Genomic DNA, 23260 nt, shown 5'->3' on the forward strand with positions numbered 1-23260 from the left:
ACGTCTGGGCCCCGCGGTGGAGGAAGATGGTCGTGTGGGTGATGCCGCGGGGAGCGAGACGTGAGCGGACGAGCCGAGGTGCTCGCCGCGTTCGCCGTCGCCGCTGCGCGCGCGCCCGCGGAGGCGCCGTTGCCGGAGCGTCTGTGCCGGGCGTGCATCGACGTCCTCGGCGCCGACGGAGGGGCGATCACCCTCGCATCGACCAGGCCGGAACGCCTGACGCTGGACACGTCGGACGACACCTCCGCGCGCCTGGAGGACCTGCAGGACGTGCTCGGCGAAGGGCCTGGTCAGGACGCCTACCGGCAGGGCAGGGCGGTCGTCGCGCACGTCGACGGCAGCCTCGAAGGGCCGTTCCCGATGTTCGTCGAGCTGGCCGGGGACATCGCCGGCCCGGTCACCGTGTGGGCGATCCCGATGCACCCGGTGGGCGCGACGATCGGCGTCATCACCCTGTACCGAGCGGGCGGGGACCTGCGGTACAGCCTGGAGGACGCCCAGTTCCTGGCTGACGCGGTCGGGGCGGCGCTGCTGGACGACTCGACAGACCGCGACGACCGGTTCTCGGCGTGGGCGGACCGCGCGCGCGTGCACCAGGCGGTCGGCATGACGATCGCGCAGCTCGCCATCGGTCCCGACGACGCGATGGCCATCCTGCGCGCACACGCCTATGCGGAGGGCAAGACGCTCGACGTCATCGCGACCGACGTGGTGGAGCGACGACTCGACTTCTCTGGACCGGACGACAGCACGACCCGGAGCGAGTCTCGCCCCGAGGACAGCACGGGGAATGGGGATCAATGACCACGCGCAACTCTGCGCAGGCCCTGGCCGACGCGGCTAGCCACCTCGTCCAGCAGCACGACGTCACGAGCGTCCTCGCCCAGCTCGTGCAGGACTCTGCGCAGTTCATCCCCGCTGACGCCGCAGCCTTTCTCGCACGGACGGCCGACGGCACGTTCGAGCTCCTCAGCGCCAGCTCGCACAAGGCCGTCGAGATCGAGCTCTACCAAGCTCAGGCGATGACCGGACCGTGCATCGACGCGGCTCGCTCCGGCCACCCGACCGCGGCGGTGGGGGAGGCGCAGCTCCTCGCCGCCTGGCCCGAGGTCGGGCGGGCGATCGTCGACGCCGGGTTCCTCGCCGTGCATGCCTTCCCGATGCGGTGGCAGGGGGTGACGCTGGGCGGCTTGAACCTGTTCTCGACGCACCCTGACGGGCTCGACGGCCCGTCCTGCGTTCTCGCGCAGAGCTTCGCCGACTTCGCGACCCTCGCCGTGATCCAGCCCGAGGCGCTGGCCGACGACGACCTCGCGCACCGGGTGTCGGAGGCGCTCGCCGGTCGCGTGGTGGTGGAGCAGGCCAAGGGTGTGCTCGCCTACGACCTCGGGCTCGACATGGAGGCTGCGTACGCCGAGCTCGTCGAGCGTGCCGTCGCCCGGAGGTCCACGCTCGGACGGGTGGCGGCCGAGGTCCTCGGCGAAGCGCAGCGAAGGTAGGCACGTTCCACGACATGGCGATCGTCTCGCGCGGCGGCATGGGCACGATCTCCCACGTGGTCAGGGCCGACGGGCGGCGACCTGCTCGATCAGGCCCCGGTTCCTGCGCACGTGGCCCTCGACGGTGAACCCCATGGCCTCGACCTGCCGCAACGGACGGTGGCAGTAGCGCTCGCCCTGCAGAGGCACGGAGACGAGGTCGGCGAGCCTCTGGAGCCACCGGACGACCCGGCTCGTCGACTCGACGTGGTCGGCGAGGAGAAGCAGACCGCCGGGCCGGAGCACGCGTGCCAGCTCGTCGATGGAGCGCTTCTCGTCCCCGACACCGCACAGCGAGAAGGTCATGACGACGGTGTCGAACGAGGCGTCGTCGAACGGGAGGTCTCGCGCGTCGCCCCGCCGCAGATCGGCGACGAACCCGAGATCGGCGGCGCGCCGCGCCGCGACGGCGAGCATCGACCGGCTCCACTCGACGCCCGTGAAGTCGATGCCGGCCGGGTAGTGGGGGAGGTTCAGTCCGGTGCCGAGGGCGACCTCGAGCGTCCGGCCCGTCGCTCGGTGGCAGAGCCACGGCCGGGCGGCGCCGAACCAGCGCTTCTCCGCCGCGGACATGCGGGCCTCGTAGGTGCCGGCACGACGATCCCACGAGCGCTGCAGCCGGTCGTCGCGGCTCGTCATGGCGTCCAGCCCAGGTTCTAGGGTGAGTTCCGGACGGTGAACGTCCGGAAGGCGGGGGCCGTACGGCGGCGACACCGGGGGCCGCGGACTGCGACCGCCTCCGCTGGTGTTCACGGCGGTCCAGGCGCTGGCCCTGGTGATGGCCGTGCTCGACGGGCACCACGACGCCGACGACGCGACGCAGCCGGTCGGCACCGCTCTCGGCACGATCGTGCGGTCCCTGCCCGAGTCGGCCGGTGCCTGTGCGCGGCGACCGAGGGCCCCAGGTCCATCGACTGATCTGGCGCCGCCCGTTCGCGACGAGAGTCGTGCTGCGACGAGCTGCCGGTCATAGGTGGCCCTCGGCGTGCCGAGTGTCCGAGTTTTTCCCGACGACGCGCCGGGTGGAGTCTGCGGCCGGTCTGACCAGGGTCTGATATGGAGCGCTCCGAAGCGTTCAGCCCTTCGGATGGGTGCTAGCACCCAGATGGGTGATCTCTGTGGCAAGGGCCTGTCATAGGCGCCTGTGACTCCTGCAGGTCCGGCACGGACGACCGATGGGAGGCCTGTCCCTACCGAGAGGTCGCGTCAATGTCGACAATCGATCTGCCCATGGTCCGGAGCATCACCCTGGCCGACCTTCGCCGGGTCAACGCCCCCGTGGTGCTCGGCAGTCTCGTGGTCGTGCTCGTCGCCTGGGCGTCGGGTCTGCTCGGGCATGCCACCGATGCGGCGGAGCAGCGGGCCGAACAGGTCCAGCACCAACGGCAGGCCGCGCACCGGGTCCACGCACTCGCCGCCGACTGGTCCATCGAGCAGTCCTTCCTCGACGCATCCCGGCGCGACGCCATCATCGACACGCTCGGGACCGTCACCGCGGAACGCGCGGCGGTGGCGGCCGAGAGGGGCGCGGCGCTCACGAACGCGAGCGCCGTGCTCGACGGCTCGGCAGGTAAGGCTGACGACGCGAAGCGCGCCCAGCTCGCCGCCGCGATCGCCGTCCTCTCGGGACCCGAGACGGTGTACTCGCGGGTCGCCGTCGCGACCGCCGACGCCTCGCGCCTCGCCGGCGAGGTGTCCGCTGCCGAGGCGGCGTGGACCGTCGAGCAGCAGCGGCTCGCCACCGTGAGCGCCGCCGCCGCGGCCCACGACGCGGCCCGGAGCTCGGTCCGCAGCGCGGCGCGGGCCACCCCAGTGAGCCACGTCCGCACCACCCCGAACCTGCCGCGGGGCGGCACCGTGCAGGAGGTCGGGGAGGCGACCCTTCGCTCCCTGCCGGGCAACGCCGGCGTCACGATCCACTGGAACGACCCCGACATCGGCGGCCACCTCGGCGCAGTGTGGTCCGGCAACACGACGTACATCATGGTCAACGGCGCGGCGCTCGCCGGAAACCCGGGCAAGACCCGCGACGTCGTCCGGCACGAGATCGCGCACATCTACCAGGGCCGGCTCGCCGCCGCGAACGGGCTGTCGTGGAGCGAGCTCGGAAGGCGGATGTCCGCTGCCTTCGGCGCCAACCCGCAGGAGAAGGCCGCCGACTGCGTAGCCCGGCGGTTCGGCGCCTCGTGGACGTACTACACGAGCGACTGCGGTGGCGCGCAGAAGCAGGCGTGGGTGGACGGAATGATCGGCGGCCGCCTGCCCTGAGGGTGTAGAGACGTGCTGTGACCACAGGCTCAGCGTTCCGTTCCGGCGAGCTCCTCTGGCGGGAGCGCATGTCGACGAGCACGATCGTGCTCGGCTGGCTCGGGGTGGCGTTCGGGTTGCTGGTGCTCGGGGTGGGGGTCGCCCGGACGCTCCACCCCGTCGACACCTCTGCCGGCCCGGTGTACGTGGTCGTCGGGCTCGCCATCGCGTGGTTCAGCCTGGCCGGGTCGCTGCTTCCCGTCGTCGAGTCGCGATCGGCGGGGATCTACGTCCGCAACGTGCTGCACGAGACGTGGGTGCCGTGGGCAGCCGTCGTCCAGATCGTCCCGAACGCCCGCGTCAACGTCATCCTCGACGCCGGTCGGTTCGTCGGTGCCTGGGCGGTCCAACCCGGTGGGGGACGCGTCGACGCCGTCGTGGAACGGCTCACGGCGGACTGGCGCGCTGGGCCGAGGGGCGAGGGTGGAGCGGAGGAGGTCCGGCGGGTGTCGTGGCCGCCCGCGTCGGCGGTCGCGGTCGTCGCCGGCTACGTGGTCGTGGTGCTGGCCGTGAGCCTCGCGACCGGATGACAGCCGTGGGACGCGGACGGGTGAACGCCCACCCGACGGCTCACAGGTGCTAGCACCCAGTCGATAGTCGTCTTCGTGCAGCTGGACTACAGCAGGGCGGCAGCGAGGCCGCAGGTGAGACCGCGATGAGCGTGCTGACCTCCGGCTCGGCCCGGACCACCACCGCGGACCGGCCGACGACAACGGCGTCCGAGCCGATCACCGACCAGCTCGCCGACTCCGTGGACTGGTTCGCCGGCACGCTGGCGTCGTGGCGCCGCAGCAGCTGGTGCCGCGCCGTGGCCGTTCTCGCGATGCTCGGCGCGGTCGGCGACGCGCTGACGACGTCGAGGATCCCGCACGTCGAAGGCATCCACGAGGGCAACCCGGTCTCTGCGGCCGGGCAGGCGTTCGTCGGCTCGGTCCCGGTGTTCATGGTCCTGGTGACCATCCCGCTGGTGCTGATCTTCCTGGTCCTGGCCAACCGCCCGCGGTCCGCCTACACGTGGTTCATCTGGTTCGCGGTGGCAAGCGTCGGCGCGGTGAAGCTCGTCGTGACGTACTCGAACCTGGTCGTCCTCGGGACTGCCGCAGCCGGGTAGCTAGCCCGGCGGCAGCCTCAGCTGGATGCCCCGGACGTCCACCGCGGCGGGCCACCGGTGCAGGACGGCGAGCGTCTCGGGGTCGAAGGAGTTCCCCACGGCGCGCGCCAGGACCATCGCCTCCCCGGACATCAGGTAGGTCCGAGCGTTCAGCTGCCACGGCCGGTTGTCGATCCGATCGACCGACGCACCGCTCGGGTCCGTGCCGCCCGCATCCAACGTCTGGCCCGACAGGTCGACGGCGACGTCGCACCCCTCGTCGAGATCCCGTGAGAGCACGTCGAGGAGCGCGAGGGCGGCCGGTGCGTCGGCCTGGATGCATCCGTCGGGCAGGCGCGCGGCCATCGCGGCCGTCGGGAAGTCCACGAGGGTGGACGGTCGGAACGCGCCCACCACCAGCGCGAGCGGAACGCAGACCAGGACGGCGACCGGTACACGGGTGCGGTCGGGGACGGCCGCGACACCGGCGGCGACGACCAGCACCAGAGCGGGCGCGCAGAAGGCCGCGTAGCTCGGCAGGTAGGTCGGTGCGAGCAGGACGACGCTGCCCTGGGCGGCGAGCATCACCACCCACAACCGTCCCCGGCGCGCACGCCAGGCGACGACCGCCGCCGTCACGACGACCGCGCCGACCACGACCAGCAGCACCCTTCGCTGCGACGGGTCGTCGGTCACGTTCGTGACGTTCAGACCGGTCATGTCGAGCAGTCGGGTCATCGTCGGCAGGCCGTCGCGGGCCCGACCCACCTGGTCGAGCACGACGTAGCGGAACATGGTCGATCCGGCCGGCGCCGCGAACGGCAGGACCACGACCGACGCCGCCGCGGCTGCCGCGAGCGCCGCGCGAAGCGCCGGCTGCCACCCACGGACGGCGAGCTGCGAGACCAGCACGACGAGCACGGGCACGACGTCCCAGATCTTCACGACGACGCCCAGGCCGAGCACCGCGCCGCCCGCCCAGGTCCACCAGGGGCGCGCACCCTCGTCGGCCGAGCGCAGGAGCAGCAGCACACCTCCGAGCAGCGTGACCGTGCCTAGGGGCTCGAGCATGGTGAGCCGCTCCGTGTAGACGGCCGGCGCCGCCACCGCGTAGAGCAGGCCGCCGACGACAGCGGGCACGGCGCCCCACCGCCACGCGATACGCGTGACCAGGGCGGCGCTCGCGGCACCGACGAGCATGAAGCCGACCCGCGCCGCGACGAGCGCGTTCGAGTCGCTGGTCACGTGCGTGAGTGCCGCGAACGGCGCGAGCACGAGCGTGATCCCGGGCGGGTGCAGGAACAGGAAGTCGCGGTAGGGCAGCCGGCCGTGCACCAGGGCGACCGCGGAGGCGAAGTACACGCCGTCGTCGTACCCGTGGTAGCCGCGGACGCCCCGCGCGCCACCGCACACGATCCACCGCATCACGAACGCCAGGACCGCAGCGCCGGCCGTGATCAGCCGTCCGAGCGTCCGGGGCGCGAACCGGGGCAGCGCGAGGCGCGCGGCTCGTCGTGCCGCGGGTGTCGTGCTCAGGTCGACCGCCAACGCAGGGCTCCAGGGTTCGGGCGGACCGATTGTCGCACCCGGTGCGTCCCGCGCGGGGCCGGTCCTAATAGGGTGTGTGCCGCCGACGACGAGAGGGACACGCCCCGATGGACAAGGCCTGGCTGGATGCCACCCGCACCCCCGCGGAGCGGACCGAGCTGCTGCTCGCCCAGATGACGCTCGCGGAGAAGGTGGGGCAGCTGCACCAGCCTGCCAACGTCAGCGCTGCCGACGACGCCGAGTCCCTGCGGGCGGGTCGGATCGGCACGTCCCTGTCGGCGAGCGGCGCCACCGCCGGCAACGTGCGCGACGAGGGCGTGGCGGTCCGGGCGGTCAACGCGGTGCAGCGGATCGCCGTCGAGGAGTCGCGCCTCGGCATCCCGCTGCTCATGGCTCGCGACGTCATCCACGGGCACCGCACCGTCTTCCCGATCCCGCTCGGACAGGCGGCGACCTGGGACGCCGGGCTGGTGGAGCGTGGCGCCCGGCTGGCCGCGGTCGAGGCGAGCGCCGTCGGCATCGGCTGGACGTTCACGCCGATGATGGACATCACCGGCGACCACCGCTGGGGCCGTGTCGCGGAGAGCCTGGGGGAGGATCCGGTGCTGGCCGGTCGGCTGGCGGCGGCCACGGTCCGCGGGCTGCAGACCGACGACCTGTCGGCCCCGGACGCGATCGCGGCGTGCGCCAAGCACTACGTCGGCTACGGGCTGGCCGAGGGCGGCCGGGACTACAACTCGGTGACGGCCGGCGAGAACAGCCTGCGCAACCTGCAGCTGCGCCCGTTCCACGAGTGCGTCCGGGCGGGCGTCGCCACCGTCATGTCGAGCTTCAACGACATCGACGGCGTCCCGGTGCACGCGAACAGGCGATACCTGCGCGAGATCCTCAAGGACGAGTGGGCCTTCGACGGCGCGATCGTCAGCGACTGGGACGGCGTCGGGGAGATCGTGCAGCACCGAGTCGCCGCCGACCTGGCGGACGCCGCCCGTCAGGGGCTCGAGGCAGGTGTCGACATGGACATGGTCTCCGGGGCCTACCTCGCGCACCTCGAGCAGCTGGTGTCCGACGGTGCGGTATCCGTCGACCTGCTCGACGACGCCGTGCGACGGGTGCTCACCCTGAAGTTCCGGTGCGGGATCTTCGAGCACCCGTACACCGACGAGGACCTGGAGGCCCAGGTCTCGGGTTCCGACGAGCACCGCGCCGCGGCGCGCTCGGCGGCCGCAGCGTCGCTGGTGCTGCTGAAGAACGACGGCATCCTGCCGTTGGCGGCTGCGTCCGACGAGCGGATCCTGCTCACGGGTCCGCTGCTGGACGCCACCGATGCGCTCTTCGGGACGTGGACCTTGGACGGTCGCGCGGACGAGGTCGTCTCGATCGCCGACGGGCTCACGCGCTTCACCGGACCGGGTGCGCGGTCGGTGCCGTGGACGCACAGCGACCAGGTTCTGGCGGCGGCTCGCGAGGTGTCGACGGTGGTCGCGTTCGTCGGCGAGCACCCCGTGCGGTCCGGCGAGGCCAACTCGATCACGACGCTCGACCTTCCGGTCGGCCAGCTGGAGACGCTGCAGGCCATCAAGGCGGTCGGCGTCCGGCTGGTCGTCGTGGTGCTCGGTGGACGGGCGCTGTCCCTGCCGTGGATCGCCGAGCACGCCGACGCGGTGCTCTACGCCTGGCACCCCGGTTCGGAGGGCGGGAACGCGATCGCGGACGTGCTCTTCGGGGCCGTCGGCCCGCGCGGACGCCTGCCGATCACGCTGCCGCGGTCGGCGGGGCAGCAGCCGCTCGTGTACAACCACCGCTCGACCGGGCGCCCCATCGCGCTCGCGCGGGACGGGCAGTGGGGTCGGTACCAGGACAGCCTCTCCGCGCCGCTCTACCCGTTCGGGTTCGGGCTCACGTACGGCTCCGTCGAGTACTCGGGCGTCATGGTGCAAGGTGCGTCGCCGGTGACCGCCTCCGTCGTCGTGACGAACACCGGAGACCTCGCGTGCACCGAGGTGGTGCAGGTCTACGTGCGCGACGAGGTCGCCGCGGTCACGCGACCGGTCAAGGAGCTGCTCGACTGGGCCGTCGTCGAGCTGGCCGCCGGTGCGTCGCAGACCGTCCGGTTCACCATCGACGACGAGCGGCTCGGCTACTACGGGCCGGACGGACGGTTCCGCGTGGACCCGGGGGAGTTCGCACTCTGGATCGCGCCCGACTCCGCGAGCGGGGAACCGGTGTCGTTCACGCGGGCGTAGCGCCTTCAGACGCTCTTCAGCGCGCGCTCTCACGTCAGGGCGAACGTCGGACGTTCAGCCAGATCAGTGAACGTCCGATTGTTCCCATGAGTCCCGAATGTCGTGGACGATCGCACGTGGACGCGCCGAGGAGCGGATGACCCATGCCCGAGACATCGCAGCAGGAGCCTGAGCAGCCCGGTCGGACCGAGATCGCGCTCGGTCGCGTGGTCGAGGAGCACGGTTCGCGGATCGCCGAGCAGCCGCTGCGAGTCCGTGCGCTGCTCTCGGACGCCCTCGGCGCCGGGGCGCGCGACGAGCGGTCCGCCATCGACGCGCTCGTCATCGCCGCCGAGGAGGGCGTCGCCGCGGACCTGGGCCGCCGACGCCGCGGCGAGGGCACCGCGACCGACGACGAGCTGCTCGCCCGGCTGGAGTCTCGGGGTCTGTCCTCCGAGACCGCCACGGCGGCCGTGAGCGGCTGGGCGATCGCGCTCGGCGCCTCCACGAGCATCCCGGCCACGACGTCCGCGCCACGTCGCTCTGCCCCGGAGAGCACCGGCCGGCTGTCCCCCGAGGACGACCCCTGGCGGACGGACCTGCCCGAGACGTCCGTCGAGGCCGACGCCGCCCCTCCCGACGTCGAGTCTCCGGTCAGCCCTCGCTCGGAGTCGACCGGTACGGACCGGACGACGGTTGCCGCCGGCGAGGAGCGCCGGCGCTGGTCCTGGACCTGGGTGGCGGCGGTCGTCGCGGTGCTGGCCGTAGGCGGCGGTCTCTGGCTGGTGCTGCGACCGGATCCCGCCGGTGACCAGGTGGCGGTACCCGACGTCGTCGGGCGGGAGGTGTCGGCCGCGAAGGCGGCGGTCCAGGAGACAGGCCTGGTCTGGGGTACCACCGTCGACGCGGCCGACGACTCGGTGCCCGACGGGGCCGTCATCTCGACCGACCCGGCCGCAGCCACACCGGCAGACGAGGGCACGATCGTCGTGGCCACGATCTCCACCGGCCCTGCGGCTGTCGTCGTCCCCGACGTGACGGGCAAGACCGAGCAGGAAGCGGTCAGCAGTCTGACGGATGCGGGCCTCACGGTGAACCCGGTGCGGAGCATCGCCGACACTCCGCTCTATCCGCAGGGCCAGGTCGCGAAGACGGATCCCGTCGCCGGCGTCTCGGTCGCCTCGGGCGCCGAGATCGACCTGTGGGTGTCCACCGGCAACGTCGAGGTGCCCGACGTTCGCGGGATGCGGAGGCAGGAGGCGCTCGACGTCCTGAATGCCACGGCGCTCGCCGGCAAGACCTTGGAGGTCCCCTCCGACCAGCCCCCCGGCACCGTGATCGACCAGGTCGAGGCCCCCGGGACGCTGGTCAGGCAGGGCCGCACGATCAATGTCATGGTCGCCAGCGCGGGCTGATGCGGCGCCGGCCGGCGCCACGTCCCCCGAGCCCAACGCACGGCTTCGGAGATGCTTCAGCCCGGCTTCAACGCGGAACGGTCCACTGGGTGAACTCGGACGTTCAACCAGATCGGCGAACGTCCGATTGTTCCCATTCGCCCCGATATTCGGGACGATCTGCCTGTGGCCCCACAGAGGAGTGACCGACGATGAGCGACACATCTCCCAGCCACCCGCCCGAGCTCCCGCCTCCGTCGATGCTCGCGCTCGGCAGGGTCGTCGAGGAGCACGGGTCACGGATCGTCGACCAGCCGGCGCGGGTCCGGGCGCTCCTGTCGGACGCGATGGGTGCCGCGTCCCGCGACGAGCGGTCGGTCATCGACGCTCTCGTGATCGCCGCCGAGGAGGGGGTCGGCGCGGACCTACGGCAACGCCGGTACGGCGAGGACACGGTGACCGACGAGGAGCTCCTCGCGCGGCTCGAGGGCCGAGGGCTCTCGGTCGAGACGGCGAGCATGGCCGTCAGCGAGTGGGCTACCGCGCTGGGTGCGTACACGAGCGTCCCTGCCCCGGTCTCGGACCCGCGACGCTCCGTCCCCGAGACGACCGGCCAGGTGTCGTCGTCGGACCCCGACCAGACCGACGTCATCGCCACCTCCATGCTCGCCGACGTGTCCGAGGACGTCCTCGACGGCGATTCCGCCGTCCCGGAGGAGTCCGAGGTCGTCCCCGTCGTGAGCGCACCGTCGCACAGCCGACGTACGGCCCTCGTCGCGGGTCTCGCGCTCGCGCTGGTGCTGAGCGCCGCCGCCGTCGCGAACGCTTCCTTCGGCGCCGACGACGTCGACGCCGGCCCGACCGCCACGGCGAGCCACTCGGCGTCCAGCACACCGACCCGGACCCCGACCCCGACCCCGACCGTGGCCCCTGAGCCGTCGCCGACCACGGACCCCGCGGCCGCGGCTGCTGCGCAGGCTGCCGCTGACGCTGCCGCGGCCCAGGCCGCTGCGGATGCGGCGGCGGCGGCCGCTGCGCCGCCCACGGCCGGACGGGGCGGTGCAGCTGCGGGGTCCGGGTCCAAGAGCAAGGGGGGTGCGGCTCCCGCGGCCCCCGCGCCCGCAGCCCCTGCCGCGCCCGCCGCCCCCGCTGCGCCTGCTCCGGCTGCGCCTGCGCCGCCACCAGCGCCCGACCCGGTGGGCGTCGCGAAGAAGGCGATGACGCTTTCGAGCCGGAGCTACGAAGACACGGCCAAGGTCGATGCGGACGGATACCTGTACGACGTCACGATGGATGTCAACAAGATGCTCGTGAACGGCGGATCGGTGGCTCCCTACACGCTTCATGCCAGCCTCTCAGCCGGTCACGGTTCGGTCAGCTTCAGCGGCTCGACAATGGTGTTCTCGCCGCACCACAACGGTTACTACGAGGAGGTCGTCTCCATCTGGCTCACCGATCCGGCGACAGGCGCCAGAGGGAACACCGCGACCATCTCGATCATCATGAAGTGCAACGAGCTGTACACGTGCCACTGACATGACGAACGACGCCGAACACATGGTCCGGTCGCTGCGGGCTGCGTTGGACGGACCCTTGGATGCCGTCACCGCTCGCCCGGGGCGTCTCAGGGCTCGCCTCAACGCCGAGCTTGGAAGTGCGGCTCACGAGCACCGCAGCGACGTTCACCTGCTCGTGGCCGCCGCGGATGAGCGGCTCCCGCAGGGTCTCGTCGCGGCACAGCCGCTCGACCCCCGTTCCGTGCAGGACGCTGCGCAGAGGCTCGCCGACCTGCGCGGCTGGTCGATCGCGTCGAGCCTCGAGGTCGTCGGGACCTGGGCACAGGCGCTCGGCCTGCCGGTCACGGAGCGGACGTCGTCGACGCCGGTGCCGACGACACCCCCCGAACCGCAGTCGAACCCGGCGCCGGGCCGCAGCATGCGGACCGGTGACGCGGCGACGGCCGTGCCGACGGGTGTGGTGACGGAGGTGCCGTTCGACGAGGGCGCCGGAACGGAGGTCGCGGGACTGTCGTCCGTCGTCGTGTCGGAGATCGACGACCCGCTCGCGTCGGTCGTCGGATGGCCGGCGACGACTGCGAACGACGCCCGGCGTGCGCGCTCGCTGGGCTACACCGCGACGCATGGTGCCTACCGGGCCGACCGCGGCGTCGACCCGCGGTTCCGCTGGGTGATCCTCGGAGCAGCGCTCGCCCTCACCGGCGTCCTCCTGGCGGCCACGGGTGCGCTCGTGCCGTACCCGGTCGTCCTGGCCGCGGTCCTCGTCGTCAGCCTGATCCGCCCGGGCCTCCTCGTGGTCGACGACCTCGGCGTGCACTGGCACCCGTCGTCGCGCGGGAAGGGTGTGCTGGTCCCCTGGTCGGACGTCCGCGCGGACCCTGCGCGACCGGTGCTGGTGCTGCCGGTGGGGCGGATCTGGTGCAGGGCGGGCGTGCGGTCGGCCGTCGTGGCCGCGGTCCGGGCGGTCGGATCCGTGTCCGGCGCAGGGCAGCGGGGACCGGCGACGTGAGGTCGTCAGCCGACGATGCGCGCAGTCACCCCGGCGATGCCGATCTGGGTCCCCGGGACCAGGGCGACGGTCTGGCCGGCCGTGACGGTCGTCGTGGACCGGCCGGGGACGTCGACCTGCCAGCTCAGCGGTCCGCTGTTGCGCAGGCCCCACAGGTCCTTGGTCGGGTGGCGGGTGACCTCGCCCAGCGTGATCTCCAGGTCGTAGTCGCGGTAGACGTGGTGACGCAGCAGCCGGGTGCCGTCGTTGAGGACGAGGGTCCGGTCCCCGACGACGAGCCTGACGGTCGCGCCGACGGACTCCCGGCAGCTCCAGCAGCGGACCTCTGCGCCGTCGTCGGTCGCGTTCTCGGTACCGCACCACGGGCACACGACGATGCCGGCGAGGAGCCGAGCCATCGACGAGCGCCAGACGCTCTCGCGCACGCGTCGGGACGGGTCCCTCAGGCCGGTGGTGAAGGACTGGACGAACAGCTGGTGGACGTACGGCGGGAACGTCGGCCAGTTGGCCAGGACGGACGCGTGCTCCACCGGGTCGGGACGGTTCGTGTCGTCCGCCGGGTCGAACACGAAGACCGGGTGCACCCCGAACAGGTCGTCCTCGGCCGCGCGGTCGAGGCACTCGAAGGCGAGCTCGCGGGCGCCGAGCAGCGGGTGGTGCACCATCAGCAGGTAGAACGTCAGCACGGCGAGGGAGTGCAGGTCGGTCGAGGTGCTCGGGCCGAGCTCCCGACGGACGATCTCCGGCGCCATGAACCGACGGGTGCCCAGGACCACCCCGGGCTCGGCGCCGTCGACCCCGACGTTGTCGTTGTCGCAGATCAGAATCCGGCCGTCCCGCGGGTCGATGAAGACGTTCCCGAAGCTGATGTCGCGGTAGCAGAGCCCCTGCGAGTGCAGCTGCAGGAAGTTGTGCGCCAGGGCGAGGCAGGCCGCGACCACCGCGGACAGCGTGGCGGGCGCCCGGTTGCTCAGCACGTCGGAGAGCCGCACGAACTTCTCCGGGCGGATCGGCATGACGTACCCGAACGTGTCCGGGCCCTCGACGATGGCAGACGGCCACAGGAAGGCCGGACCGGGGCTGCCGCGCTCGACGAGGCGCCGCACGGAGGCCCGCGACGGCGTGCCGGCCGAGCCGGGCGTGTACCACTTGAGCGCGAGCCGCTGGATGGGGTCGTCGGCGCCGACCAGCTCGTAGACGACCCCCTGGCCGCCCTCGCCGAGAACGCGTCCGACGGTCCACACGGTGCTCTGGCGCGGCAGGCGCACGGTCTGGCCAAGGGTGAGCACGGTGCCATTGTCAGGGTGGGCCCGATGCGGTCACAAGGACGAACTACGAAGGGTGCGTGCCCCCATGGCTGACCGACCGGGGGCCGCGCTGGCGCGCCGCCCGCTGCACTTCGTCCTGCTGGTGGACTGCTCGGGATCGATGGCCGCCGACGGCAAGATGCAGGCGCTGAACAACGCGGTCCGGGAGGCGCTCCCGCACCTCGTCGACGTCGCCGGTGCCAACCCGCACGCCGAGATGCTCGTGCGCGCGATCGCGTTCTCGTCCGGTGCGCGCTGGCACGTCGCGGAGCCGACCCCCGTCGACGAGCTCGCCTGGCCCGACGTGACCAGCGGCGGCTACACCGACCTCGGCGCGGCCATCGACCTGCTCCGCAGCGCACTGACGGTGCCCCCGATGCAGTCGCGCGCGCTCCCTCCGGCGATCGTGCTGATCTCCGACGGGATGCCGACCGACGAGTACGAGCGTTCCCTCGGTGCGCTGCTCGACGAACCCTGGGGTGCACGGTCCGTCCGGATGGCGGTCGGGATCGGTCGGGACTGCGACCACGAGATGCTCATGCGCTTCATGGGCGGTGGTGAACCGGCGATGGCGAGCAACCCCGAGCAGCTCGTTGCCGCGATCCGCTGGGCGTCCATGCACGTGTCGCGCGTGGCGTCCGAGGCGCCGGGCGACGAGACCGAGATCCCCGTGCGCGGTGGGCCGCGGGTCGTGGCCGAGTCCACCTCCGAGGTCGTCTGGTGACCGACGTCCTGCTGCGCACGCCCCGATGGGAGGTCGTCGGCGCGAGCGTCCGCGGCGCGGCGCACGAGCGGGACGGGCGGCCCAACCAGGACGCGTTCGCCGCGCTCCCGCTCCCCGACGGTGGTGTGGCGGTCGCGGTCGCGGACGGGCACGGCGGGAAACGGTACGTCCGCAGTGCCGCAGGGTCACGGATCGCGGTCGAGGTCGCGTCGCGGCTGGCTGTCCAGGTCTTCGCGCGACGGCACTCCCACCGTGAGCTGGACCTGCGGGCGCTCGCCGCGGCGATCGTCGACGAGTGGCGCACCCGCGTCCTGCGCGATCTCGACGAGAACCCGTTCGAGCCCGGGGAGTCGATCGACGGCGTCGACCTGTCCGGGTCTCCGCTGGTCGCCTACGGGGCCACCTGCCTCCTGGCGGTCGTGTGCGCCCACGGTGCGACGCTGCTCCAGCTCGGGGACGGGGACATCGTCGTCCTCGACGGGACCGCCGTGTCCACCCCGGTGCCGGGCGACGGTCGTCTCGTCGGTGGGGTGACGACGAGCCTGTGCACGGGAACGGCGGCCGCGGACACCCGCTGCGCGGTGCTGGCCGACCGGGACGTCTCGCTCGTCCTGCTGGCCACCGACGGCTACTCCAACTCGTTCGCCGACGACGACTGGAGCGACCAGGTGCTCCCGGACATCGCGCGACGGATCCGGGCCGACGGCGCCTCGGCCGTCGCGACTGACCTGCCCGGCTGGATCGCCGAGTCGGCGTCGGTCGGCGGTGACGACACGACGGTCGTGGTGCTGGCCCGCGTCCTGCGGGTCGAGCGCCGACGGTTCCTGCGGCGCCGGACGACCCCGTGAGCGCCGGGATCACCTTGCTCGGGCCGGTCGCGCTCGTCGGGCCGGACGGGCCGGTCCACCTGGCGGGCAGGCTGCCTCGCGCCGTCCTCGCGCGGCTCGCGCTGTCGACCGGCAGGGTGGTCGCGACGTCGGCCCTCGTCGACGACCTGTGGCCGGACGCGCCGCCGGCGCGAGCGGTGAACGCCCTGCAGGTGTACGTCGCCGGGTTGCGCAAGTCGCTCGCCGCCGCCGGGCTCGACGGGGCGTTGGCCACGGTCGCGCCGGGCTACCGTCTCGACGTCCCGGCACGGTCGCTCGACATCGCGCGAGTCCGTGACGGGCGTCGCGCTGCGACGGCCGCAGCCCGCGCGGGTGACGTCGACGGCGCACTCGTCGCCTGTCGGACGGCGTTGGGGGAGTGGCGCGGCGAGCCGTTCGCCGACCTCCTGGACCTACCGTTCGCGCGCGTCGCGGCCACGGCCTGGCAGACGGAGCGCGTAGAGCTCGTCGAGGAGCTCGCGCAGCACGCGCTCTCGCTCGGTCGTCTGGACGGACTCGTGCACGAGCTCGAGCAGGTCGCGGCCGACAACCCGGTGCGTGAGCGGCTGTGGGGGCAGCTCGCGCTCGCCCTCTACCGGCGGGGCGACCAGGTCGGCGCGCTCGCGGCGGTCAGGACCGTCAAGGAGCGTCTCGCGGAGGACCTGGGGATCGATCCGGGTCCTGAGCTGCGCGACCTCGAGGTGCGGATCCTTCGGCAGGGTGAGTCGCTCGTGGGCGGGGTAGCGGGTCCCGCCCGCGGTGTGGCGTCGTCCATATCGACGACATCCGCGCAGACGGTCGCCCACGACGACCTGCAGGTCGGGTCGGCGCAGGTCGTGATGCCGGACGGCACGGTCGTCCCGCTCGTGCGGGTGCGGTCGCTGATCGGGCGCCAGGACGGGTGCCACATCAGGGTCCGGGACTCGGACGTCAGCCGCCGGCACGCGGCCATCGTCGCGTCTGCCGGTGGGCACGCCCTCGAGGACCTGGGCTCCACGAACGGCAGCTATGTGAACGGGGTGCTGGTGGATCGCCAGGTGCTCGCCGACGGCGACCGCATCGAGGTCGGCAACGCCGTCCTGCGGTATCACGCCGTCAGTCCCTGAGCACCTGCAGCTCGAGGCTGGCCCCCCGCGAGACGAGGTGCCCGCGGCCCGGTGGGACGGTTCCGCGGGCGGCGGGCAGGCGCACCTCGAGCACGTGACCGGCCTGGGCGCCGGGGCCGAGCACGATCGCGGTCCGCAGGCTGCCCAGGTAGCGCGTCCAGCCGTCGAAGCTGCGCGCCCAGTCGGTGGTCCGCGCCGCCACGAACGCACGCAGCCCCGTGTCGCGGGCGGCGCGCAGCGCCCGTTCCGTGCGGTCGGAGGTGCGTGCGGGCCAGGACTCGGCGTCGTCCACGAGAACCACCAGCCCCGCGGGCGCGCTCTCGCACGCATCCAGAAGTGCGTCGACGTCGTCGGGCGTGGTGGCGAACACGATGCAACGCGGGTCGTCTCGCATCACCGAGAGCGGTCCCGTGCGCGGTGCGAAGACAGCGAACCGGGTCTCGGCAGGGGCGCCTGCGGCGATGGTCGCCAGAGCCGTGCTGCGGCCGGTGCTGGACTCGCCGAGCACGAGCACGTGCTCACCCACCCGCACCGGGTCGAGGGTGAGCGGCTCGAGCTCGGGGCCGCCGACCCCGCACGTCCACGCGGCGGCCGGACCACCGGTACGCAGCGTCAGCCCGGCGCGGGACAGGTCGAGAGGCATCCGCTCGACCGGCCGCGGGCCCCCGAGGGCCACCTGGCCGGTCGGCGACGCCGCCGGAAGGTGCGGGCGGACCACCTGCACCTCGATGCCGTCCGCCACGAGTCCCCGTCCGGCGACCGCCGGGGGGAGGTCGTCGGCGCCCACACGCACGTCGAGCGCGGCGTAGTCGGCGCGGTCCGCGGCCCGCAGCATCAACCGTGGTCCGAACGCCGCAGACGTCACGACGCGCAGGTCGTGCGGCTGAGTCGTGGCGACCGCCAGGTGGAGCCCGACGCCCCGGCCGGCTCCGACGAGAGACTGGAGCACCTGAGCACCGCGACCGTCGTCGAGGTCCTCGGTCGCCTCCTTGAACATGGCGTAGTCGTCGATCAGCAGGAGGATGCGTGGTGCGTTCGCGGGTCGGTAGGTGCGTCGCTCCTCGACCGTCCGCGAGAGCCGTCCGAGCAGCCGGTCGAGTCGCTCGCGGTCGTCGACGCCGACGACGGCCGCCGTGTGCGGAAGCGCGAGCAGCGGGTCCAGCCCGCCACGCGCATCGAGCGCGTACACGTGCAGTGCGTCGGGCCCTGCGCGGCCGGCGAGGTCCGTGGCCACCCGGAGCAACGTCGTCGTCCGGCCCGATCGGGGTGCGCCCGTGACCAGCAGGTGCCCGGCGTCCAGGTCCGGCGTCCAGGTGGTGCGGCGCTGGAGTGCGGGCTGGTCGGCTAGGGCGAGCAGAACCTGGGTCGGTCCGGGCTCCGTCGCGGCGGGTAGGTCGTCGTCCGTGACCGACTCGGGCAACGGCGCGAGCCAGAGCGGCTGGGCCGCAGGTGCGCCGACCTCGAGGATCACCTCGACGAGACGGTCGAGCTCGCGCACCGCACCCCGAGGCGTTGCCGCCGACCGGGCGCGTGCAGGTCGTTCGTCGGCGAGCGGTCGGACGCTCGCAGCGACGCGTCCCTGCTGGACCAGCCGGGTGATCCGCGCGGTCTGGAACTCGACGACCGTCTCCTCCGCCCCACGACGCACAAGTCCCCGGCCCGGCGCGTCGACGGGGATCCGCGCGCCGTCGCGGCTCCCGATGATCTCCAGCGACTCCATCTCGTTGACCACGCGAAGGCACAGCCAGAGGTTGGTGTTCGCGCGCAGGGCGGGCGTCACCACGCCTGCAGGGCTCTGCGTCGCGAGGACCAGGTGGACCCCGAGGCTGCGGCCCTGCGTGGCGACGTTGTCGAGCCGTGCTCGTACCTCGGGTTGCTGCTGGACGAGCAGCGCGAACTCGTCGATCACGACGACGAGCAGCGCCAGGGGATCGCGGTCGGGCAGCTCTTCGTACGCCGAGATGTCGGCGCATCCCGCCGCGGCGAGCAGCCGCTTGCGCCGCGTGATCTCGGCCTCGAGCGCGACGAATGCGCGCCGGGCGAGCCGGGAGTCGGCCTCCAGGTCGGTGACGAGCCCGACCACATGGGGCAGCGAGGCGATCCGGTTGAACGTCGCACCGCCCTTGTAGTCGATGAGGAACAGGGTGAGCCGGTCCGGGGGATAGCCGGCGACGAGCGAGGCCAGCAGGGAGGCGAGCAGCTCGCTCTTGCCGGAGCCGGTCGTGCCTGCGACCACCGCATGCGGTCCGTCGGCTCGCAGATCGATCTCGACGGGTGTCGAGCGTTGGTCGACGCCGAGGACGCCGGTCGGCACCTGGCGCGCGTGGTCCTTCCAGCTCCGCAGCACGTCGTCGCGCGACAGGGCCGGGAGCCCTGCGAGGTCGAGCAGCCCGGTGGACGCGGTCCGACCACCGGTCCGGGCGCGCGGGTCGGAGAACCGGCCCAGGGCGAGCGCCAGGCCGGCGGCCCGTGCCGGGTCGGCCGCGACGGGTGCGAGGTGCCCGACGGCGTCGGGGAGGCCGGACGGGTCGGCGCGGCGGTCGGCCACCCGCAGGCGTACGTCCACCTCGGCGGGCAGGTCGCGTTCTTCGTCGGCCAGCACGACGAGCAGTCCTCGGTCCGCGGTCCAGAGCCGGAGCACGTCGCTGGCCTCGGGTACCGCGGACCGGGACAGGATCACGAGCCGACGGGTCGACCACGACCCGGCGCGCAGGTCGCTCTCGAGCCGCGACAACGACGCGCGGCACTCCTCGACGGTCCGAGGCAGTGCCTGCTCCGGAGCTGCGACGACGTGCGGCAGCCACCGCATCCACCCGTAGTCCTCGCCCCAGCCGACCGCCTGCAGACCCAACGCTGACGGGGCGTGCAGGACAGCGGCCTCGAGCACCAGGTGGGCGACGAGGTCCTGCACCTCCCCACGCCGGCCCCAGATCCCGAGCACGCCACCCCCGGGCCCCACGACGGGCACGGCAGAAACCGTCGAGTGCGTCGCGACGAGGGTGTCGAGCCGGGCGCTGAGCTCGGCCGACTCGCCCGAGTCGGTCCGGTCGACGTGCACGAGCACCCGCCGACCGCCGCGGCCGAGCGTGAGCCGCAGATGGTCCGGGTCGTTCGCGCGCCGTTCCCAGAGCCGTGGCGACCGCGTCCTGACCCACTCGTCGAGCGTCGTGAGGTCAGGACTCTGGTCGCGGAACGACTCCTTCTGCTCGGCGGCGACCGACGCCAGCCGCGTCTCGAGCGTGGCGAGCCGCTCGGTGAACTCGGCGGCCGCGTAGCGTCGCCTCGACCGGTCTCCGAGCACGCCGAGCAGCACGGTGCCGAGGCCGACCGCGGCCCCGACCAGCGCCAGCATCGGGATGTGCGTGACGAAGGCGATCGTGATCCCCCCGAGCGCGGCGAGAGCTCCGGTCCCGATCTGCCACGACACACCCCGTCCCCGCATCGACGGCGACTCCGGCACCCGCGGGCCCTTGATCTCCACCACCTCGGGCGGACGCTGGCGGCGGGGCCCGGGACTCACCGCCGGGTTGGGGACCGGCGGCGGACCGTGCAGCGAACCGGCCCGCGGTTCGGGAAGGTCCGCGACGACGAACAGGTCGCCGCGGCGCGCGCCCGCCTCGGCCCAGCGCAGGTCGGACCCAGGGTGCATACCGTCCTGCGGTCGGTAGAGGCCCGGCCGGCCGCGGGTCGTCGTGGAACGCGGCTCGTCGTCCAGGTAGGCGTCCAGTGCGGCGGCCACCTCGCCGACCGTCGCGTCCTCTCCGAGCTCGAGGCGTACGGCGCGCTCGACGGTGCCCCCCTCGCGCCGCGCGCGGATGTCGATGCTGGACGCCGACGCGTCCGCGACGCGGACCTCGACCCGCCAGGCGGAACGCCCGAGGGACACCTCGTCCCCGCTCACCAGCCGGTGCGCCCCCGTGATGGTCCGTCCGTTGACCTGGGTGCCGTTGCGCGATCCGAGGTCCTCGATCATCGCGCCGCCGGAGGACGGGCGCACCACTGCGTGCCGAGCCGACACGCGCGGGTCGGGCACCGGGACGTCGGCGGGCGCGGCGCGGCCGAGCACGACCTCGTCCACGAGGTCGAGCACTCGGGTGTCGCCCGTCGGTGAGGTCAGGGCGAGTCGAGCGGCGCCCGTTCCTCCCGCGCTGGCCACCGGCCGGAGCACCAACAACACGGTGGAGCCCAGGGTGATCACGGAACCCGGTGCGGCCAACGCCCGACGGTCCACCGGCACACCGTCGACGCTGGTCGGTGCCGTCGGGCTGAGGTGCCACACGACGAGGCCGTCGCCGTGCGGTGCCAACGAGGCGTGGCGCCGGGAGACGCGCGGGTCGTGCAGGCGGATGTCGACCCCCGCACGCCCGACGCTCAGGTCGCCGTCGACCGTGAGGTGGGTCCCGGTGTCCACGCCTGAGACGACTCTCACCTCGAGCACCCGTCGATCCCGCCCTTCGGCACGGCGTCCCTCGATCGGGGCGCTCCGGAGCGCGGCCGTTGTGACGAACGCGACAAATCAGGATGATACGGAACAACGGGACATCCGTGACGGGTTCAGGACGCCTTCAGGGCGACTTCAGCCATATGCCATGGGATGGCACTCGTGCGGCGGGATCGTCCCGCTCCGAATGAACGAACGGATGTGGTGACGATGGCGATCGCCGGCGATCTCGAGCAGCTGCTGACCCTCCAGCAGACCTTGGCCCGCAACGGGCAGTCCGTGGACGAGGTCACGACCTCGATCCGCTCGCAGCTGCAGGGCACTCGATGGGAGGGTCCGGCGGCGGACCGCTTCCGTGCGGCGTGGAACGCGGAGTTCGAGACCGCCCTGCGTCGCCTGCGCGAGGCCCTCGAGGATGCGTCGACGGAGGTCGCACGTCGGCGCGACGCTCTCGCCCAGGCCGGCAGCTGATCCGGCCGGGAGAGCAGGGACGAGCGGGCGGGAGCGGGCCATGGGTGTCGAACAGGCGGTCGGTGGTGATCCCACAGCGCTGCGAGCTCTGGCGGGATCGCTGAGACGCGACGCCGACGTGCTCGCCGACCGCGTCGCTCGGGTCGCGGGCCGGGTCGACCTGATGGTCTATGCCGGACCGGCGGCGGTCGCGTTCCGGCAGCGGATCGCCGACGCGCGGCAGCAGGCGTTCGAGGCCCAGAGCCGTATGCAGGCGCTCGCCGCGTGGTGCGAGCAACGTGCCGCCCTCGTCGAGGCCGGTGTCCTGTGAGCCGGAGCGGGTGGGTCACGTTCCGGTCGACCACGGCGCTGGACACCGTGGGCACGGGCGAGGTGACGGTCGTACGGGTCGGACCGCCGAGCGCGGACGGCGTCCGCGAGGCCGCCGACGCGCACGCCCGGGCTCTCCTGGCCGGTGCCCACACCGTGGCGGACGTGTCGGTCGCGACGGTCGGCGACCACGCCGGTCTCTGTCGTGAGCTCTCGGGTGACGGGGCCGGCACGGCCTACTACTGGGCGCAGCCGGACGGGATCTTCGTCGCGGTCGGCACCGCGCAGGACTCGTCGCCGATGGCGGCTCTGCTTGCGGCGGCGCCCGCCTCGGTCGTCCTGACCGTCGACGAGCTCGGGGCGGCCTGCGCCGCGCTCGGGCTCCCGTTGCCGGCGGGCGTCGCTGCCCCGTGGTGGGCAGACGAGTCGAGCTCGGTGCAGCAACGGGCCGTCTCGGCGGCGCTCGCCTCGCTGGATGTCCGGGGCGTCGCGGTCACCGGGGCGCTCGCCGCTCGTCTGCGGGCGCTGTCGAGCGCCGACCACGCGGTGTTCCTCACGATCGACGACGCCGATGGTGCGCGGGCCGCGCTGCTCGCCGGGGTCGACGGGGACTGGGTCGAGCTCGCGCACGCCGGCCCGGGTGCGGTTCGGGTCGCCTCGATCGGGTCCGACGTGGCCGGAGGGCTTCTCGGCGCTCTGCCGCGCGGTTCGTCGCAGGCGTCCGACGACGTGACGAGAACGACGACCGTCGAGAAGGTGCGTGCCGACCTGGCCGACGGATCGGTCACGGCGCTCGTCTCGGTCCGCGTCGCCCGGGCCGCCCGAGGTGTTCTCGAGGCCGACGAGGTCACCTGGACGGTCTCGGCACTCGGTGCCACCCACCGGTTGTGGACCGAGGGGACGGAGCTTCGACAGTCTTCCGTCTCCGCCGCGACGCTCGACGGCGCCCTCGCCGAGCTCACGTCCGACGCACGAACCGACCGGAGGGTGTCATGAGCTGGATCACGATCGACGTCGACGAGGTCGTCGCTGTCTCGCAGCTGGCGTACGACGCCATGCCCGAGGTGGTCGGGGTGCGCGACCGCCTGTACTCCGCCGGTCAGCAGTACGGGCTGGGCACCGCCGCGGGCCCCGTCGCGGCCGAGGCGACGGCGATCGCCTCGAGCGTCCGCCGGGTCGCGGAGGCCGTGCTCACCGAGGTGACCGACACGCTGCGGCGCGCGACAGCGCTCCTCGAGGGCGAGCAGACCGCTCAGGTCGCCTGCTGTCTGCAGGGGCCCGGGGCGCAGCTCGCGGTGGGCGGCTCCGCCGTGATCGGGGGTGGTTCGGTGGTCGGTGGGTCGGGTCAGGGGTGGTCGTTGGAGGGGGGTTCGGCGGTCTCGGACGCGATCATCGGGGGTGGTTCGGT

At 73.1% G+C, this 23260-nt stretch carries 20 protein-coding genes; 16 read left to right on the forward strand and 4 right to left on the reverse strand.

Features of this window, described 5'->3' with window-relative positions; translation table 11 throughout:
* Window positions 1–60 precede the first annotated feature (60 nt).
* A complete protein-coding gene (locus I847_RS0113080; protein ID WP_028050058.1) occupies window positions 61–804 on the forward strand; it encodes a GAF and ANTAR domain-containing protein in 744 nt (247 codons plus the stop codon).
* Window positions 801–1499, forward strand: coding sequence for an ANTAR domain-containing protein (locus I847_RS25725; protein WP_051274875.1), 699 nt, complete (start codon window positions 801–803; stop codon window positions 1497–1499). The genes I847_RS0113080 and I847_RS25725 overlap by 4 nt, the downstream gene beginning before the upstream one ends.
* 60 nt (window positions 1500–1559) lie before the next feature.
* Here I847_RS25725 and I847_RS0113090 read toward each other — a convergent pair whose 3' ends face one another.
* The gene (locus I847_RS0113090) at window positions 1560–2177 is read right to left on the reverse strand and encodes a class I SAM-dependent methyltransferase (protein WP_028050059.1); all 618 of its coding nucleotides are present in this window, start codon (window positions 2175–2177) and stop codon (window positions 1560–1562) included.
* A gap of 570 nt (window positions 2178–2747) precedes the next feature.
* On the opposite strand from I847_RS0113090, the gene I847_RS0113100 reads away from it, so the two are divergent.
* The 3 genes from I847_RS0113100 to I847_RS0113110 all read left to right on the forward strand — a co-directional run bounded on the left by I847_RS0113100 (window position 2748) and on the right by I847_RS0113110 (window position 4956).
* The gene (locus I847_RS0113100; RefSeq protein ID WP_155856143.1) at window positions 2748–3806 is read left to right on the forward strand and encodes a hypothetical protein; all 1059 of its coding nucleotides are present in this window, start codon (window positions 2748–2750) and stop codon (window positions 3804–3806) included.
* Between the two features lie 17 nt (window positions 3807–3823).
* The gene (locus I847_RS0113105; protein WP_028050062.1) at window positions 3824–4375 is read left to right on the forward strand and encodes a hypothetical protein; all 552 of its coding nucleotides are present in this window, start codon (window positions 3824–3826) and stop codon (window positions 4373–4375) included.
* Between the two features lie 125 nt (window positions 4376–4500).
* Window positions 4501–4956, forward strand: coding sequence for a hypothetical protein (locus tag I847_RS0113110; RefSeq protein WP_028050063.1), 456 nt, complete (start codon window positions 4501–4503; stop codon window positions 4954–4956).
* Here the strand turns inward: I847_RS0113110 and I847_RS0113115 are convergent, their stop codons facing one another.
* Window positions 4957–6483 (reverse strand): glycosyltransferase 87 family protein, encoded by a 1527-nt coding sequence (locus I847_RS0113115; protein ID WP_028050064.1) that lies wholly within the window; start codon window positions 6481–6483, stop codon window positions 4957–4959. It abuts the gene before it with no gap.
* Between the two features lie 107 nt (window positions 6484–6590).
* Between I847_RS0113115 and I847_RS0113120 the strand changes: the two genes are divergently transcribed.
* From I847_RS0113120 to I847_RS25735, 4 genes are all read left to right on the forward strand, one after another.
* Entirely contained in the window at window positions 6591–8729 is a 2139-nt protein-coding gene (locus tag I847_RS0113120; RefSeq protein ID WP_051274876.1) for a glycoside hydrolase family 3 N-terminal domain-containing protein, read from the forward strand.
* Between the two features lie 143 nt (window positions 8730–8872).
* Window positions 8873–10123, forward strand: a complete 1251-nt coding sequence (locus I847_RS25730) for a PASTA domain-containing protein (protein ID WP_028050066.1) — start codon at window positions 8873–8875, stop codon at window positions 10121–10123.
* A 191-nt stretch (window positions 10124–10314) separates the two neighbouring features.
* Window positions 10315–11637 carry a hypothetical protein gene (locus I847_RS0113130; protein WP_034610159.1) on the forward strand — a complete coding sequence of 441 codons (1323 nt, stop codon included), beginning with the start codon at window positions 10315–10317 and terminating at the stop codon, window positions 11635–11637.
* A 1-nt stretch (window position 11638) separates the two neighbouring features.
* Window positions 11639–12628 (forward strand): hypothetical protein, encoded by a 990-nt coding sequence (locus I847_RS25735; RefSeq protein ID WP_051274877.1) that lies wholly within the window; start codon window positions 11639–11641, stop codon window positions 12626–12628.
* Between the two features lie 5 nt (window positions 12629–12633).
* On the opposite strand, the gene I847_RS0113145 is transcribed toward I847_RS25735, so the two are convergent.
* Complete coding sequence (locus tag I847_RS0113145) at window positions 12634–13917, reverse strand: serine/threonine-protein kinase (RefSeq protein ID WP_051274878.1); 1284 nt, start codon at window positions 13915–13917, stop codon at window positions 12634–12636.
* 64 nt (window positions 13918–13981) lie between these two features.
* Between I847_RS0113145 and I847_RS0113150 the strand changes: the two genes are divergently transcribed.
* From I847_RS0113150 to I847_RS0113160, 3 genes are read left to right on the forward strand one after another with little or no spacing between them, the layout of a single operon-like run.
* Window positions 13982–14659 carry a VWA domain-containing protein gene (locus tag I847_RS0113150; RefSeq protein WP_028050070.1) on the forward strand — a complete coding sequence of 226 codons (678 nt, stop codon included), beginning with the start codon at window positions 13982–13984 and terminating at the stop codon, window positions 14657–14659.
* Window positions 14656–15507 carry a PP2C family serine/threonine-protein phosphatase gene (locus tag I847_RS0113155; protein ID WP_028050071.1) on the forward strand — a complete coding sequence of 284 codons (852 nt, stop codon included), beginning with the start codon at window positions 14656–14658 and terminating at the stop codon, window positions 15505–15507. Before I847_RS0113150 ends, I847_RS0113155 begins: the two co-directional genes overlap by 4 nt.
* Window positions 15504–16631, forward strand: a complete 1128-nt coding sequence (locus I847_RS0113160; protein ID WP_028050072.1) for a BTAD domain-containing putative transcriptional regulator — start codon at window positions 15504–15506, stop codon at window positions 16629–16631. The genes I847_RS0113155 and I847_RS0113160 overlap by 4 nt, the downstream gene beginning before the upstream one ends.
* Here I847_RS0113160 and I847_RS0113165 read toward each other — a convergent pair.
* On the reverse strand, window positions 16621–21060 hold the full coding sequence (locus I847_RS0113165; protein ID WP_155856144.1) for an FtsK/SpoIIIE domain-containing protein: 4440 nt from the start codon (window positions 21058–21060) through the stop codon (window positions 16621–16623). The two genes, I847_RS0113160 and I847_RS0113165, sit on opposite strands and share 11 nt — an antisense overlap.
* 222 nt (window positions 21061–21282) lie before the next feature.
* On the opposite strand from I847_RS0113165, the gene I847_RS0113170 reads away from it, so the two are divergent.
* The 4 genes from I847_RS0113170 to I847_RS0113185 form a co-directional block, all read left to right on the forward strand.
* A complete protein-coding gene (locus I847_RS0113170; RefSeq protein WP_034610205.1) occupies window positions 21283–21543 on the forward strand; it encodes a WXG100 family type VII secretion target in 261 nt (86 codons plus the stop codon).
* 40 nt (window positions 21544–21583) lie between these two features.
* Window positions 21584–21853, forward strand: coding sequence for a hypothetical protein (locus tag I847_RS0113175; RefSeq protein WP_028050075.1), 270 nt, complete (start codon window positions 21584–21586; stop codon window positions 21851–21853).
* Window positions 21850–22848 carry a hypothetical protein gene (locus I847_RS0113180; protein ID WP_028050076.1) on the forward strand — a complete coding sequence of 333 codons (999 nt, stop codon included), beginning with the start codon at window positions 21850–21852 and terminating at the stop codon, window positions 22846–22848. The genes I847_RS0113175 and I847_RS0113180 overlap by 4 nt, the downstream gene beginning before the upstream one ends.
* On the forward strand, window positions 22845–23260 hold a 416-nt coding region (locus I847_RS0113185; RefSeq protein WP_028050077.1), incomplete at its 3' end, for a hypothetical protein. The genes I847_RS0113180 and I847_RS0113185, both read left to right, overlap by 4 nt.

Origin of the sequence: Cellulomonas sp. URHD0024 (assembly GCF_000426185.1) — a bacterium.
Lineage (GTDB): Bacteria > Actinomycetota > Actinomycetes > Actinomycetales > Cellulomonadaceae > Cellulomonas.